Source organism: Sinorhizobium sp. P24N7, from assembly GCF_042436655.1.
Taxonomy (GTDB): Bacteria; Pseudomonadota; Alphaproteobacteria; order Rhizobiales; family Rhizobiaceae; genus Sinorhizobium; species Sinorhizobium meliloti_A.
Genome location: NZ_JBHMIW010000013.1, coordinates 89,409 through 105,664, shown reverse-complemented (window position 1 = coordinate 105,664; position 16,256 = coordinate 89,409). Strand labels below are relative to the sequence as shown.

The 16,256-nt window shown below is 61.3% G+C and carries 10 protein-coding genes; 8 read left to right on the top strand and 2 right to left on the bottom strand.

Going from position 1 to position 16,256, the window contains the following annotated elements; genetic code table 11:
- Positions 1-135: 135 nt before the first annotated feature.
- The 3 genes from ACFHWW_RS22410 to exoR all read left to right on the top strand — a co-directional run bounded on the left by ACFHWW_RS22410 (position 136) and on the right by exoR (position 5,913).
- Positions 136-2,979 (top strand): valine--tRNA ligase, encoded by a 2,844-nt coding sequence (locus ACFHWW_RS22410; protein ID WP_275598006.1) that lies wholly within the window; start codon positions 136-138, stop codon positions 2,977-2,979.
- Between the two features lie 465 nt (positions 2,980-3,444).
- On the top strand, positions 3,445-4,734 hold the full coding sequence (locus ACFHWW_RS22405; RefSeq protein ID WP_275598005.1) for an OmpP1/FadL family transporter: 1,290 nt from the start codon (positions 3,445-3,447) through the stop codon (positions 4,732-4,734).
- A 372-nt stretch (positions 4,735-5,106) separates the two neighbouring features.
- Positions 5,107-5,913: a two-component system ChvIG regulator ExoR gene (exoR, locus tag ACFHWW_RS22400; RefSeq protein WP_003534542.1), complete on the top strand. Its 807-nt coding sequence runs from the start codon at positions 5,107-5,109 to the stop codon at positions 5,911-5,913.
- A gap of 58 nt (positions 5,914-5,971) precedes the next feature.
- On the opposite strand, the gene xth is transcribed toward exoR, so the two are convergent.
- Positions 5,972-6,763: an exodeoxyribonuclease III gene (xth, locus tag ACFHWW_RS22395; protein ID WP_379940888.1), complete on the bottom strand. Its 792-nt coding sequence runs from the start codon at positions 6,761-6,763 to the stop codon at positions 5,972-5,974.
- A gap of 207 nt (positions 6,764-6,970) precedes the next feature.
- Between xth and ACFHWW_RS22390 the strand changes: the two genes are divergently transcribed.
- On the top strand, positions 6,971-8,434 hold the full coding sequence (locus ACFHWW_RS22390) for a phospholipase D-like domain-containing protein (protein WP_275598004.1): 1,464 nt from the start codon (positions 6,971-6,973) through the stop codon (positions 8,432-8,434).
- Positions 8,435-8,518: 84 nt separating this feature from the next.
- Here the strand turns inward: ACFHWW_RS22390 and erpA are convergent, their stop codons facing one another.
- A complete protein-coding gene (gene erpA / locus ACFHWW_RS22385; protein ID WP_018097738.1) occupies positions 8,519-8,848 on the bottom strand; it encodes an iron-sulfur cluster insertion protein ErpA in 330 nt (109 codons plus the stop codon).
- Positions 8,849-9,063: 215 nt separating this feature from the next.
- Between erpA and ACFHWW_RS22380 the strand changes: the two genes are divergently transcribed.
- From ACFHWW_RS22380 to nagZ, 4 genes are all read left to right on the top strand, one after another.
- Positions 9,064-10,281 (top strand): deoxyguanosinetriphosphate triphosphohydrolase, encoded by a 1,218-nt coding sequence (locus ACFHWW_RS22380; protein ID WP_275600024.1) that lies wholly within the window; start codon positions 9,064-9,066, stop codon positions 10,279-10,281.
- Between the two features lie 97 nt (positions 10,282-10,378).
- Positions 10,379-12,136, top strand: a complete 1,758-nt coding sequence (gene argS, locus ACFHWW_RS22375) for an arginine--tRNA ligase (RefSeq protein WP_275598003.1) — start codon at positions 10,379-10,381, stop codon at positions 12,134-12,136.
- Between the two features lie 63 nt (positions 12,137-12,199).
- Positions 12,200-15,040, top strand: a complete 2,841-nt coding sequence (locus ACFHWW_RS22370) for an SPOR domain-containing protein (protein WP_379940885.1) — start codon at positions 12,200-12,202, stop codon at positions 15,038-15,040.
- Positions 15,041-15,148: 108 nt separating this feature from the next.
- Entirely contained in the window at positions 15,149-16,183 is a 1,035-nt protein-coding gene (nagZ, locus tag ACFHWW_RS22365; protein WP_100674033.1) for a beta-N-acetylhexosaminidase, read from the top strand.
- The last annotated feature ends 73 nt before the right edge of the window (positions 16,184-16,256 follow it).

Here is a 16,256-nt window from a genome sequence, read left to right as displayed (position 1 = left end):
CACACTTTTCCCGGAAGTAATCTAAGATGGAAGCGGCATGCACGATGGCTGCGGCTTTTTCCCCGTTCAGGTTGACTTGCCCCGGGCCTTCCGGTTTACAAACGCTGACATCAATCTCCAGAAATCGGCCAAAGAATGCTTGATAAAACCTACGATTCCGCAGCGGTAGAACCGAAGATCGCCAAGGCCTGGGACGAAGCGGATGCCTTTCGCGCCGGTGTCAACGCGAAGCCGGAGGCGGAGACCTTCACGATCGTGATCCCCCCGCCGAACGTGACGGGATCGCTCCATATGGGCCATGCGCTCAACAATACGCTGCAGGACATCATGGTCCGCTTCGAGCGCATGCGCGGCAAGGATGTGCTCTGGCAGCCGGGTATGGACCATGCGGGTATCGCGACCCAGATGGTCGTCGAGCGCCAGCTCATGGAACGTCAGCTTCCGAACCGCCGCGATATGGGCCGCGAGGCCTTTATAGAGAAGGTCTGGGAGTGGAAAGCCGAATCCGGGGGCCTGATTTTCAATCAATTGAAGCGGCTCGGCGCCTCGTGCGACTGGTCGCGCGAGCGCTTCACGATGGACGAGGGGCTGTCCGAGGCGGTCATCGAGGTCTTCGTCAGCCTTTACAAGGAAGGCCTCATCTATCGCGACACCCGTCTGGTCAACTGGGACCCGAAGCTGCAAACCGCGATCTCCGACATCGAGGTCGAGCCGGTCGAGGTCAACGGCCATCTCTGGCATCTGCGCTACCCGCTCGAAGAGGGCGTGACCTATCAGCATCCCGTCGCCTTCGATGAGGAAGGCAATGCGACGGAATGGGAGGCGCGCGACTATCTCGTCGTCGCGACGACGCGTCCGGAAACCATGCTCGGCGACACCGGCGTTGCCGTGCACCCCGATGACGCCCGTTACAAGGGTATCGTGGGCAAGCACGTCATTCTGCCGATCGTCGGCCGCCGCATTCCGATCGTGGCCGACGAGTACCCGGATCCGACGACCGGCACCGGCGCGGTGAAGATGACGCCTGCGCACGACTTCAACGATTTCGACGTCGGAAAACGCAGGGGACTGCGGCAGGTCAACGTTCTCACGGCAGACGGCCGGATAACGATCAAGAACAACGAGGATTTCCTCGAGGGGCTCGACCACCCGGCGGCGCTGCACGGCGCCTGGGATCAACTGGAGGGCAAGGATCGCTTCGAAGCGCGCAAGCTTATCGTCGAGATGCTCGAAGAGGCCGGGCTCGTCGATCACATCGCGCCTCACAAGCACATGGTGCCCCATGGTGACCGCGGCGGCGTGCCGATCGAGCCGCGCCTGACCGAGCAATGGTATGTCGACGCCAAGACCTTGGCGAAGCCGGCGATTGCGGCGGTCAAGGAAGGCAGGACGAATTTCGTCCCGAAGAACTGGGAAAAGACCTATTTCGAATGGATGGAGAACATCCAACCCTGGTGCATTTCGCGCCAGCTCTGGTGGGGCCACCAGATCCCCGCCTGGTACGGTCCCGATGGGCAGATCTTCGTTGAACGAAACGAGGAGGAAGCGCTGCACGCGGCGATTCAGCATTACATCGCCCATGAAGGACCGATGAAGGCCTATGTCGAAGACCTGCTCGAAAACTTCAAGCCGGGTGAGATACTGACGCGCGACGAGGATGTCCTCGACACCTGGTTCTCCTCGGCGCTCTGGCCCTTCTCGACGCTCGGTTGGCCGCAGGAGACGCCGGAGCTCGACAAATATTATCAGACCGATGTGCTGGTAACCGGCTTCGACATCATCTTCTTCTGGGTCGCCCGGATGATGATGATGGGTCTTCATTTCATGAAGGATGCGGACGGCACACCTGTCGAGCCTTTCCACACGGTGTATGTTCATGCGCTCGTCCGTGACAAGAACGGGCAGAAAATGTCGAAGTCCAAGGGCAACGTCATCGACCCGCTGGAGCTCATAGACGAATACGGCGCCGACGCACTGCGCTTCACGCTGGCGATCATGGCGGCTCAGGGGCGCGACGTGAAGCTCGACCCGGCCCGGATAGCAGGCTACCGCAACTTCGGAACCAAGCTGTGGAATGCGACCCGCTTTGCCGAGATGAACGGGGCAGTAAGCAGCGACGGCTTTATTCCCGAGGCAGCGTCGCTGACGATCAACCGCTGGATCCTGACGGAATTGTCGCGCACCATCCGCGACGTGAGCGAGGCGATCGAAGATTACCGCTTCAACGAGGCGGCGGGAACCCTTTACCGCTTCGTCTGGAACCAGTTCTGCGACTGGTATCTCGAACTCCTGAAGCCTGTCTTCAATGGCGACGATGAAGCGGCCAAGCGCGAGTCCCAGGCCTGCACGGCCTATGTCCTGGATGAGATCTACAAGCTGCTGCATCCGTTCATGCCCTTCATGACGGAAGAGCTTTGGGAAAAGACGACCGGCCCCGGGCGAGAGCGTACGACGCTCCTTTGCCATGCCGAATGGCCGGCCGCCTTCTATGCGGATGACGCGGCTGCAGACGAAATCAACTGGCTGATCGATCTCGTTTCCGGCATTCGTTCGGTTCGCGCCGAAATGAATGTCCCTCCGGCGGCGATGGCTCCATTGGTCATCGTCGGGGCGAAGGCGCTGACGAGCGAGCGGCTCGACCGGCACGCCTCTGCGATCAAGCGTCTGGCGAGAGTGGAGAATATCGAGCGCGCGTCAGTGGCGCCCCGCGGCAGCGCTCAGATCGTGGTCGGCGAAGCGACGGCTTGCCTTCCGCTCGGCAGTCTCATCGATCTCGCGGCCGAAAAATTGCGTCTGGAAAAGGCCATCGCAAAGGTAGACGTCGAGCGGCAACGGATCCTCGGCAAGCTCGCCAACGAAAAATTCGTCGCCAATGCCAAGCCTGAACTGGTCGAGGCCGAGCGCGAGCGGCTGGTCGAACTCGACCTGCAAAGAGACTCGCTCGGCGTTGCTTTGTCCCGCGTTACGGAAGCCGGGTAGCTTTTCATCTGCGAGACAAACTCGAAGGCAGACACGATCCGCGGCAGCAATGCCGCGGATTTTCCAATTTCTGACCCATGCGGCGAATCGGTTCCTGGTCTGGCTCGGCGGCAACGCAGGTGGGGCGATCGACAATGCACGCATGGGTTTTAGCTGCCGGCGTTTCAATGGTGTCTGGCAAGGGCGTCGTGTAAAAAGCCATGATGTTGTTACAGCGTCACACACCGCGATTTGGTAGTATTTAATTCCATCGGTTGATGAAATCGCGGTCTTTCGGGAAAAGAAATTCTATTAGCGGCCGAATTGTGGCGAGAAGTGGGAATTCTTACGTAAATCCGATGACCGGTCTCGCCCGGTCGGCTCAGGGGCTTCCAGTTTGCCATTTCACGCAATCGTGAGGATACTTCCCCCAAGCGCGGCCTCGAGGCGGATGGCCGCAGAATTGGAATGCAGGGGAGGAGCTTGATGGCTCGAATTGGATTGAAGCAGGGTGTTCTGGCTGCGGTGGCCGGGGTGCTCGTGGCCTCGGCTGCGCAGGCGGGAGGGCTCGAGCGCAGCGGCTATAATATCGATCTCTTGTTCGACCCGTCGGACTATGCGGCCGAAGCGACGGCGACCTATGTCAATCCGCAACGTAAGCTGAAGAATGTCGAGGACACCGATACCGCCAATACGGACATTCTCGGAGGGACATTTGGTGGCGGAAACCTGAATTATCGTCCAAGCACCGCGGACGACACTGAGAGCTATTGGGCGCCCCGCATCGGCGTTAAGGCTGCTTTGGGTGACAGTATTGACTGTATGGCGGACTACTCGCAGCCTTGGGGCGCCCATACCAACCCCGGCAAAAACTGGGCCGGTGCCAACAACAACATCGAGACGAAGGTGGAGAGCGACAACTATGCGGCCACCTGTTCCTACAAGTGGGAAATGGGACCTGGCTATTTCCGGGTTATTGGCGGTGGATTCTATCAGGAAGTGGGCGGCTTTAAAGAGCGACTCGTGCAGGATTACACCTTCGCGCCGTTTCCGCTTTCGACCTTTTCTGGCGTCGGTCGTCTCGAGCTGGAAGACAGCGGATGGGGTTGGCGCACCGGCGTTGCATACGAAATTCCTGAATATGCTATGCGGGCGAGCTTGGTGTACAACAGTGCTGTAGATCTGGATGATCTTTCAGGCTTCATCGATCTGCGTCAGCTTGCGTTTCCGAACCCTTTCCCGGTCGGTCCTCCGTTGATCACCGGCACCAAATATGACGTTCGGGGTTCGGCCTCGATGCCGGATTCGCTTGAACTCAAGGTTCAATCCGGCATTGCCCCCGGGTGGTTGGCGTTTGGCTCCATCAAATGGACCGATTGGAGTCAGTTGCAGGTTGTAACATTCTGCCCTGCGACGATATCGCCTACTACGCCGTGCACCAGCCTCGATCTCCTTTACCGGGATGGCTGGACCGTCACCGGGGGCATCGGCCACAAGTTCAACGATCAATGGAGCGGTGCAGTCAGCCTCACCTGGGATCGTGGAACAAGCCAAGGCTACGGGGCTCAGACCGATACCTGGACGCTCGGCACAGGCGTTTCCTATACGCCGACCGAGAATGTAGAAATCCGTCTTGCCGGCGTCGTCGGTATCCTGACCAGCGGCAGTTCCGGTCCGGTTGATTTCGAAGGGGAGACGATCGGCGGCGATGTCTCCTACGACTTCGACAATGACTTCGTCGGTGCGATCTCGACATCGCTGAAGGTCAGGTTCTGATCTCCTAAAATCCACTGCTCGAGGCCCGGTCTCCGCCGGGCCTTTTTTTATGTCTGGTAACCACGCTTATAAGCGGTTGTGAATGTGACGATTCAGCAACACATTTCCTGCTACGGTTTGCTACTATCCGGGCCGGGTCGATTATGTCCATTTCCCGCCACAAAATGAGAGCAGCGATATAGGGACGAAGGCTAGTCGAGTTCCATGCCCGCGTTGAGGTGAAGTGAGTTTGTGTGCCGTCATGACATCCCGTAGCAATTGGCCTCAGGCGCGCAGCCGGAGCACCGGTGGGCGCAGGAGCCAGTATGTGCAGCATCTTCGCGACGGTGATGGGGTCGGCGTGGCCGGCTCGAACGAAAGAAACTGATTGTTATGCGCGCGGGTGAATTGAAGTCGCTTAGGGTTGCGGTGCTTGGCATGTCGCTGGCGGTTGGCGCAACCGCGGCCGGGCCGGCACGGGCTTTCGATCCCGGAGCCGGCGTGACCAAGGAGTCCGGCCCCTTCGCGCTCTTCAAGTTCGGTTTTTCCGCCTATAAGAGCGGCCGGAAAGACGAAGCGGTCGAGGCCTATCGATATGCTGCCGAAAAGGGGCACACGGGCTCTCGCTGGGCGCTCGCCAATATGTATGCCTATGGCGATGGTGTCGCGGAGAACGATCTCGAAGCATTCAAGATCTACAGCGAAATCGCACAACAGGGTGTCGAGCCGGGCTCGGAAGATACGGGCTACTTCGTCAATGCATTGATTTCGCTTGCCGGCTACTACCGGCGCGGCATTCCCGACACCCCGGTAAGGTCCGACCTGTCGCAGGCCAGGCAGTTGTATTTCCAGGCGGCCTCCACCTTCGGCGTGGCGGAAGCACAATTCCAGCTCGCGCGCATGTTGCTTTCGGGCGAGGGCGGAAGCGTCAATGTCCAGCAGGCCAAGAAATGGCTCAACCGGGCGCGCAAGAATGGTCATGCCGGCGCCATGGGCGTTTTCGGCAACGTCATTTTCCAGGAAGGTCAGACCGCTCGCGGTCTCGCATACATGACGGCGGCGCTCGGCCAATGTTCTCCCAAGGACCGGCCCTGGCTTCAGGCGATGCAGGAACAGGCGTTCTCGCTCGCCACCGAAGACGATCGCCGGGTGGCGATAACCATGTCCCAGAACATGCATCTGCAGAACGACGACGATTGAGGTCCTGTGCGGCCTGACCCGAGGATGGCGGCCGCAGGGCAGGAAAGCTCGCCTCGCCTCAGGTCGTCGCGAACGCGAATTCAGCCGTTACGGGCACATGGTCGGACGGCTTTTCCCAGGCGCGGACGTGTTTTTCGATAGAGGTCGACACGAGCTTGTCGGCCGCCTCCGGCGACAGCATCAGATGATCGATGCGGATGCCGAAATTCTTCTGCCAGCAGCCGGCCTGATAATCCCAGAACGAATAGAGCGGCGCCTCGTCGGAGGTCGCGCGCACCGCGTCGGTGAAGCCGAGGTTGCGCAGCCGCCGAAAGGCGGCACGTGTCTCTGGCAGGTAGAGAGCGTCGTTCCGCCAGACCTTGACGTCCCAGCAGTCATGCGCCTCCGGGATGACGTTGTAGTCGCCGGCCAGGATGAGCGGTTCCTCCAGGGCGAGCCTCTGTTCCGCGAAGGCTGCCAGACGCCGCATCCATCCGAGCTTGTAGGGGTATTTTTCCGTCTCTACCGGATTTCCGTTCGGCAGATAGAGGCAGCAGACCCGAAGGGCTCCGCCATTGACGGAGAACACGCCTTCGATGAAGCGCGACTGTTCGTCGGCAGGGTCCCCCGGCAATCCTCGATTGATCTCGTCCGGTCTTATCTTGGAGAGCAGGGCAACGCCATTGAAGCCTTTCTGTCCATGCGTCTCCACATGATAGCCGAGCGCCTCGATCTCGCTTCTCGGAAATGTCTCGTCGACGGATTTGATCTCCTGCAGACAGGCGATGTCGGGGTTCGACTCCCTAAGCCAGCCGACGAGGCCGTCGAGACGCGCTTTGACGCCGTTGATGTTCCATGTGGCAATCTTCATTGGGCAGCCTTGCCTCTCATGACATTTGAGTCCGTTCGGTCGATTGGTTCTAGCGGCTGGAAATTCTTTTGACAAATCCGGGATCCGCCATTTGGGTCCGGGATCGGGCGGCCGCGGTCCGGCGCATCTTCCGCTTCTTCCCCACGTTAGGTTTCACCCTTAAGTAGCCGAATTGATTCCGCTCCGCGTCCGTCTATAGTCCCGCGCATGATCGCGTTCATAGAGAGTTACTGGCCGCATTTTCTGGCGCTGCTTTCGGTCGTCCTCGGCGTCCCGGCAATCATCCATGCGGCGATGACGAAAGACGATGTGCGTGCGGCTGCCGGCTGGGTCGGGGTTGTGCTGCTCTCACCGGTCATCGGTGCGGTCATCTACGCGGTCGCCGGCATCAATCGGATGCGCCGCTCGTCTATCGGCCTGCAGCGTTCGCTGCTGCGCTCGACCGAGCGGGACCCGTTCGGGCGCTTCGATGTCACGCATGATCAGGTGGTGGCCCGTTTCGGGCAGCGTTTCGCGGCAATGAAGATGCTTGGAGACCGCGTTGCGCGCTTCACGATGTCGGCGGGAAACCACATCACCATGCTCGAGGGCGGCGACGCGGTCTATGCCGCGATGCTCGACGAGATCGCGTCCGCCCGTCGCAGCATTCTCATCGAGAGCTACATTTTCGACCGCGATCCCATCGGCATGCGTTTCGCCAATGCCCTGATCGCCGCAGTGAAACGCGGCGTCGCCGTGCGCGTCCTGATCGATGCCGTGGGTGCGCGCTATTCCGTGCCGTCCATTGTGGGCTATCTGAAGGAAGGAGGCGTGCCGACCGCCGTCTTCAACGGCAATATCATCATGGGCCTGCGGCTGCCCTATGCCAATCTCAGGACACACCGCAAGATCATGGTTGTCGACGGTACGGTCGCTTTCGCCGGCGGCATGAACATCCGTGCGGGCTTTGCCGCTGAAATCGCAGGAAAGGCTGCTTCTTTCGACACGCATTTCCGCGTTACGGGACCCGTTGTCGCCGATATCTTTCAGGTTGCTGCGGAAGATTGGCAGTTCTCGAGCGAGGAGGTACTGACAGGCGATGGCTGGCGGCTGGCCGACCTTCCCGCGGAGCCGGACGTGCGATCGGTGCTGATGCGGGCCGTTCCCTCAGGTCCTGACAACACCAACGAGACGAATCACAAGATGCTTATGGGCGCCTTTTCGATGGCGCGAAAACATATCCGGTTGATGTCGCCCTATTTCCTGCCCGACAAGGAATTGATCAGCGCGCTCGTGACGGCGGCGAGGAAGGGTGTCGAGGTCGACATCGTCGTGCCCTCCGTCAACAATTTGACACTCGTCGACCGCGCGATGACGGCACAGTTCGACCAGGTGCTGAAAGGTCACTGCCGCGTCTGGCGGGCAAAGGGCGCCTTCAACCATTCCAAGCTGATGGTCATCGACGATCGCTGGGTCTATGTCGGATCGACCAATCTCGATCCTCGCTCCCTGCGCCTCAATTTCGAGTTCGACCTCGAAATACTCGACGAAGCCTTCGCACGCGCAATCGGCGAAAAGGTCTGCGCCATACGCGCGACCGCGGATGAAGTGACCCTTGCGGGGCTCCGCGCGCAGCCGCTCGTAAACCGGCTGGCAAACCGATTGCTCTGGCTCGGATCGCCCTATCTTTAGTGCTGGATGAGGAAAAGCGTGCGCGGTTTTCCGCCCGCATCCCGCTCTAACGTCCTGGAATCGATAACGATGTGGCGCGAGGCGTCAGATCGAAAAGCTCGTTCCGCACCCGCAGCTTGCGACCGCGTTCGGATTGTTGATCTGGAACGACTGTCCGAGAAGATTGTCGACGAAATCGATCTCCGAGCCGCCCATATAGACCAGCGACAGGCTGTCGATCAGGACTTTGGCGTCGTCCTTTTCGAGGATGAGATCGTCGGCATTTGCGGCGTCCACCAAATCGAACTTGTAGGAGAAGCCCGAGCACCCGCCGCCTTCGACGGAGACGCGCATCGCGCTCTTGTCCTTCTCCGCCTGGAGAATTGCGGCAATGCGTCTGGCCGCCGCATCCGAAAGCGTAACTGTTTCCTGCATCTTATTTGCCTCCTGCCGGGGTCAAGAACCGGAGAGATTCGTCTTCGCTCTGACGCTATAATCGCATGCCGTGACAGGCGATCTTCAGGCTGCCGCAAGCCGTTGTTCCGCCCCGAGGGGACGGAGTCGCCGGCCGGCGTCGCTTTCCTGTAGCGCTTTCTATAGGTATGAAGGCTTGAATGTCCCGTCAATGGGATGACGCGCGCAGGTGTGAAATGACAGTCGACAGGCAGGCCCTTGGTTTCGGTTACGGTGAACACGCAGCTTATGCATCGAACCCCTGGGCTTCCCGCGGCAGACTGTATCCCGAGGCATCGAGCCCCACACGTTCCGATTTCCAACGCGACCGCGACCGCATCGTTCATACCACGGCCTTCCGGCGGCTGAAGCACAAGACGCAGGTCTTCATTGCCGCCGACGGAGACCATTACCGCACGCGGCTCACGCATACGATCGAAGTCGCCCAGATCGCTCGCGCCCTCGCCAGGGCCTTGAAACTGGACGAGGATCTCGCCGAGGGGGTGGCGCTCGTCCATGATTTCGGCCATACGCCGTTCGGGCACACCGGCGAGGACGCACTGCACGAGGTGCTGGAGCCCTATGGCGGCTTCGATCACAACGCCCAGTCGCTGCGCATCGTCACCAAGCTGGAGCGGCGCTATGCGGAGTTCGACGGCCTCAATCTCACCTGGGAGAGTCTCGAAGGGCTCGTCAAACACAACGGCCCGCTGATGACGGCAGACGGGCAGGGCCTTCGCGGCCCCGTTCCGCAGCCGATTCTCGATTACTGCGCGCTTCACGACCTCGAGCTTGCGAGCTTTGCGAGCCTCGAGGCGCAGGTGGCGGCAATTGCCGACGATATCGCCTATAATACCCACGATATCGACGATGGTCTGCGTGCCGGCTATCTCACTTTCGAAATGCTGGAAGAGATACCGTTTCTCGCCCGGTTGATGCGCGAGGTTCACGACCGCTATCCAGGCCTTGAAAGCAGCCGGTTCACGCATGAGATCATGCGGCGGCAGATCACCGCCATGGTGGAGGACGTCATCGCCGTGGCGCAGAAAAGGCTCGGTGAAGTCCGGCCGGAAAGCGCGAAAGACGTGCGATGCGCGGGCAGGGTAATGGCAACCTTCTCGGATGAGATGGGCGAGACGGACCGCCAGATCAAGAATCTGCTCATGACGCGCATCTATCGGCATCCGGAGGTCATGCGGGTACGAAAGGGAGCGGCATCGATCGTGACGGACCTCTACCGGGCCTTCATGCACGATCCGTCGCTGATGAAGGAGCATTACTGGATCGACCAAATCGCCGGTATGGCGGTGCCGGCCCGGGCGCGCCACGTCGGCGATTACCTCGCCGGTATGACCGACACTTTCGCGATAAGCGTGCATAGGCGCTTGTTTGACCATACGCCTGATTTGCGCTAGTGACGCCCCCGCGTGGAGGCTGCAGGTTCTCGATGGACCCGGCCTCCTTTGAATTTGCGCCATTCTCCAGTGTGGCTGGAAAAAGCGGACGGATTAGATGAACCTTTTCACAGACTTCGAAGCAAGAATTAACAGAATTCTGGAATCGATTGAGATCATTCGTGAAAAGCGATCCGAGCTGGACTTCGGGCGCATCAATGTAGAGCCGCCGCGCGATGCAAGTCACGGCGATGTGGCGACCAATGCCGCCATGGTGCTCGCCAAGCCCCTTGGCATGAACCCGCGCGCGCTTGCGGAACTGATCGTCGAAAAGCTCGGGCAGGATCCGGAGGTTGCCGGCGTTTCGGTTGCCGGTCCCGGTTTCATCAATGTCCGCCTGTCGGTTTCCTATTGGCAGAAGCTTCTGGCAGCCGTCACGCGTGCCGGCGTCGATTACGGACGCAGCACGTCCGGCGCCGGACGCAAGATCAACGTGGAGTATGTCTCGGCCAACCCGACGGGGCCGATGCATGTCGGTCATTGCCGCGGCGCGGTCGTCGGTGACGCGCTCGCCAACCTGCTGGCCTTTGCGGGCTATGACGTGACCAAGGAATACTACATCAACGACGCGGGCTCGCAGATCGAGGTGCTCGCCCGCTCGGCATTCCTGCGCTACCGCCAGGCGCTCGGCGAGGATATCGCCGAAATTCCGGCGGGGCTTTACCCAGGCGACTATCTCGTGCCGGTGGGCGAGGCGCTCGCGGACGAGTACGGCACGAGCCTCCGGATCATGCCGGAGGACAAATGGGTGCCGCTCGTCAAGGAGCGTGTCATCGACGCGATGATGGCGATGATCCGCGAGGATCTGGCGGCGCTCAACGTCAACCATGACGTGTTCTTTTCCGAGCGCGCCCTGCACGACAACGGTGCGGCGCGGATCCGCACGGCCATCAACGATTTGACCTTCAAGGGTCACGTCTACAAGGGCACGCTGCCGCCCCCGAAGGGGCAGCTGCCGGAAGACTGGGAAGATAGGGAGCAGACGCTCTTCCGCTCGACCGAGGTCGGCGACGACATCGATCGCCCGCTGATCAAGTCCGATGGCAGTTATACTTATTTCGCGGCCGATGTTGCTTACTTCAAGGACAAGTTCGATCGTGGCTTCCACGAGATGATCTATGTGCTCGGCGCCGACCATGGCGGCTACGTCAAGCGGCTGGAGGCACTGGCGCGTGCGATCTCCGGCGGATCGGCGAAGCTGACGGTGCTGCTCTGCCAGCTCGTGAAGCTCTATCGCAACGGCGAGCCCGTGAAGATGTCCAAGCGTTCGGGCGATTTCGTGACGCTGCGCGATGTCGTCGACGAAGTCGGGCGCGATCCCGTGCGGTTCATGATGCTTTACCGCAAGAGCTCCGAGCCGCTCGACTTCGACTTCGCAAAGGTGACGGAACAGTCGAAGGACAACCCGGTTTTCTACGTGCAATACGCTCACGCGCGCTGCCGTTCCGTTTTCCGCCAGGCTGCGGAAGCATTCCCTGATCTTGATCTGTCCTCCGTCGATCTCGCGGGCGCGGCCGGCGCGATTGTCGACCCCACCGAAATGCAGCTCGTCGCCAAGCTTGCAGAATATCCCCGCGTGGTGGAGGCGGCAGCACTCTCGCACGAGCCTCACCGGATCGCTTTTTACCTGTATGATCTTGCCGCGGTCTTCCACGGACACTGGAACAAAGGTAAGGAAAACCCGGAATTACGTTTTGTTAACGATAAGAATAGAGAATTAAGCATTGCCAGACTCGGGCTGGTGCATGCTGTCGCCTCGGTATTGAAGTCAGGCCTGTCGATCACAGGCACTTCTGCACCGGATGAGATGCGGTAAGTCGTGTCACCAATTCCCCACAATGCACTGGCAATTCAACGCAGGCAGTTGTGAGTGGAGAGTATGGCAGACAAACAATTCGCACGAAGCGGGCCGGCAGAATTCGAACCATTGGCCGATGATGATCCGTTGAGCGAACTTGCCCGCATTGTCGGTTACGATGCTCGGCCAGCCGTTCAGCAACTGCAGGAACTTCAGCGCCACCAGGAGGCGATGCGGCGCGAGCCGGCCTTCGATCTCGAGGAGGAGCTCCTCCGCGCGTTCGATAGCTACGATACGCCCCATGCAGCGCCTGTTCGGCCCGATAGCGGCCTTGTCGAACATCCGTCTGCCCCAGTGTCGACCGATGGCCCGCACTCTGTCTTCGACGAACAGGTCGCTCGGAATGCAGTCGTCACCGATGTCGCTCCGGCCCCCGAGGGGGTCGCCGAGGCCGCTGCGTCGCCTTCGATCGAGACCCCGGTGGAACGCACGTCGAACGAGGATCTGGCTGCGGTCGCCGTAGCGTCCCATGACGAACCGGCCGTCGACCTGGAGCGCGAGCTCGAATTGTCGCTTGGCTACGATGCGTCGCCGGATGCGACCGACGCCGCCCAGCCGGATGTGGTGCCTGCCGGCGTAAGCGACGTTCCTATCTTCTCCGACTGGCAGGAGCCGCTTTCCGCCAAGCTGGCCGTAGCCGGCAAACTCGCCGAGCAGGCCGGGCTTGCAGAGCCCGTCTATGTCGACATGGCCGGCGATCTCGCCGGTGCGGTCGAGAGCAACGAGCTTACGGACATTGCCGTCGCGCCGCCGGAAATGCCGTCGCAACCGTCGGCTTCCACTGACGCCGACCGGCTCCTGACCGATGTCGAACGTTTTCCGGTGCCTGCCGCCGCCGAAGTCGCTGCCCCGGCAGTGGCCGAAACGCAGGATCGGCCCGCTCCGGCGGCCGTGAAGAAGAACAACTATCCTTTTACTCCGACGTTCAGCCGCGCGACGCCGGTCGCGTCGTCAGGCGGCGTCTCGCAGCAGCGGGCTTTTGCCACGCCGACCGTCGAGACGGCTGTCGCAAGCCCGGCTGCCACAAGCCCGGCGGTCGTCGTTCAGAGCCTGTCGCCGGAACGAGCGCCCGAGATGCGTGCGGAAGCAGCGCCTCAGGTGCCCGAAAACAGGATGCCGGAAGCGGAAGTCGAGCCGAGCTTCGACATCGAGGACTTCGAACTCGAACTGGCCGACATAGCGCTCGACCTCGATCTTGCGGACAGCCCGGTTGCCGATGCGCCGGCGAGCATTGTCGCTACGCAGGCCGCCGTAGCGCACCCGGCGCTCGTGGAAACGCCTGCGCAGCCTTATCTGCAGGCTATGGGCGCGCCACGCGAGCCGGAGACATTCGTCCATCAAGCGCCGGTATCGTCGCGGGACATGCCTGTGCCGGTGGAGCCCGAAAAGCCATCCGTCGACGTAGCCTTGCCTTTCGACCCGGCGATGATCGGCGAGACCGAAAGCGGTGTCGCACCGATCGGCGAACTGGACGTTCCACAGCTCCCTCCGGTCGAGGCGGAGGAAAAAGCAGCGGCTTATCCGGCCGATTACGATCTGGATATCGACGCCGAGATGGCGCAGCTTTTCAGCGCGCCGGCGCCTGCTGCCAAGAACGGCGCAAACCTCGAACCCGTGGCTGCATCGGCGGAAAAAGCGGATCCTGCATTCGCACCGGCCGATGATTTCGACGAGTTCGAGAAGGCGATGGAGGAAGACTTCCAGCGATCGATGGCGGAGCGCCGGAGCGCAACGCAGGAAGCCGAGCGCATGACGGCGATGCCCCATGCTCAGTCCGAGGAATATCGAGAAGACGGTTATGGCCGGCGGTCCCAGCGCTCGATGTTGCTGGCTGCCAGCGTTGCCGGCATCATCATCGTCGGCGGCGCCGCCGTCTACGCCTGGATGGGCGGCAGCAACGCGGTGCTTTCCGGCGATGGTCCGAAGATCATCCTGGCGGACAAGGCGCCGGTGAAGGTCGTGCCCGAGGAGAAGGGCGGCAAGACTGTGCCGAACCAGGACAAGGCGGTTTATGACCGCGTTGCCGGCGTCTCGGGCAAGGCGCCGCTCCAGCAGAGCCTGGTCTCCTCGACGGAGGAGCCGATGGACGTGGTGCAGCGGACGCTGACGCCGGAGACTTTGCCGCTCGAGGGACGTGGAGACGTTGAGACGTTGCCGGGTGCTTCGCCCGCCGACGACGACGAGGTCGCCCGCTTGCTGCCGGGGACCGATGCCGGGAATGCCGCCGATGAAGAGGAAGCGGTTCCCGCCGTTGCACCGCGCAAGGTCCGCACCATGATCGTCAAGCCGGACGGTACGCTTGTCCCCCGTGAGGAACCGGCTCCGCAACCGGAAAGCGCGGCGGCAACAGCCGGCGGTGCGGCGCCGATCCCGGCCCGTGCGTCCGGTGAAGCCATTGCCGCCGGTTCACAAGCCGAAGCAACGGCTGCCGCGCAGCCGGATCAGCTCGCTGCAGCCTCCGAAGGGGCCACGCCCGTTCGAAGCGTAAAGACGACCGCGCTGCCGCAGGCACGCCCGGCCGCTCAGCCGCAGGCCGCTGCTCCCGTCGCTGCCCCCGCGGAAAGCCAGCCTGCAACCGAAACGGCAGCCGCACCGCTGGCGACGGCTTCGGTTCCTGCCGGCAGCTACGTGATCCAGATTGCCTCTCTGCCTTCGGAAGCCGAGGCGCAGAAGAGCTACAACAATCTCTCCTCGAAGTTCGCGAACGTGATCGGCGGTCGCGGGGTGGACATCCGCAAGGCGGAGATTGCTGGCAAGGGCACCTATTACCGGGTCAGGATCCCCGTCGGTTCGCGCGAGGAGGCCAATTCGCTTTGCTCTCGCTATAAAAGCGCCGGCGGAAGCTGCCTGGTAACGAAATAAGCCTGAGAAGAGAAAACAAGAATCGGGCGCGGCAGGGATGCCGCGCCCGTTTTCGTTGCGGGATTGCCGCACGTTTATATGGCCAAGTCGGCTACGCTTTAGGGAAACATGCAGTATGCTTTTCGTATGAGCGAATCAAAAGCATTCATATCCGGCTGCAAGGGCCTTACGCTGACGCAGGAAGAACGCGATTTCTTTGCGGGCGAGCGCCCATGGGGTTTCATTCTCTTCGGACGCAATATCGGCGAGGAAGAGCAGATCCGCGACCTGGTGGCGAGCCTGCGTGACAGCATCGGCAACCCCCGGGCTCCGGTATTGATCGATCAGGAGGGCGGTCGCGTTCAGCGCATACGCCCGCCGCTCGTGCAGCAATATCCGAACGGCGCGGCGATCGGCGAAATCTATCGGCGGGACAGGGAACGGGGCCTGCGTGCCGCATGGGTCATGGGGCGTCTGCATGCCTTCGACCTGATGCGCTTCGGCATCACGGTCAATTGCCTGCCGGTACTCGATGTGCCGGTACCCGGCAGCCATGACGTCATCGGCAATCGTGCCTATGGGCATGACCCGGCGACGGTAACCGCGATCGGTCGCGCGATGAGCGAAGGTTTGAAGGCGGGCGGCATGTTGCCGGTGATGAAGCACATGCCCGGTCACGGCCGGACCTTCGTCGACTCGCATCACAACCTGCCGGTCGTCAGCGCCGGTATCGATGAGTTGAAGAGCAGCGATTTTCTGCCCTTCGCGGCCATGAAAGACGAAGCGATGGCCATGTCGGCGCACATGGTCTTCACTGCTATCGACCCGGACAACCCGGCGACGACCTCTGCGAAGGTCGTGAGCGAGATCATCCGGGGCCACATCGGCTTCGACGGCCTGCTGATGTCCGACGACGTTTCCATGAATGCGCTTGCCGGCGACATGACTGCACGTGCCGGCGGAATAATCGCGGCCGGTCTTGATCTCGTCTTGCATTGTCATGGCATTATGGAAGAAATGAAGGCCGTGGCAGATGTCGTTCCGGTTCTCTCCGGCGAGAGGCTCCGCCGGGCGAGGGCTGCCGAGGCCGCTTTCCGGGAACCGGACGACGCAGTCGAAGCTGAACTGCGCGCGGAATTCAACGCAATGTTCGCGCTCGCCTAGGCTCTCGAGCCGGGCGCGCGGATCCGTTGCTGAAAGGGCAGGGTGCGTGAGCAAATCGGACGAAAGGCAGGAA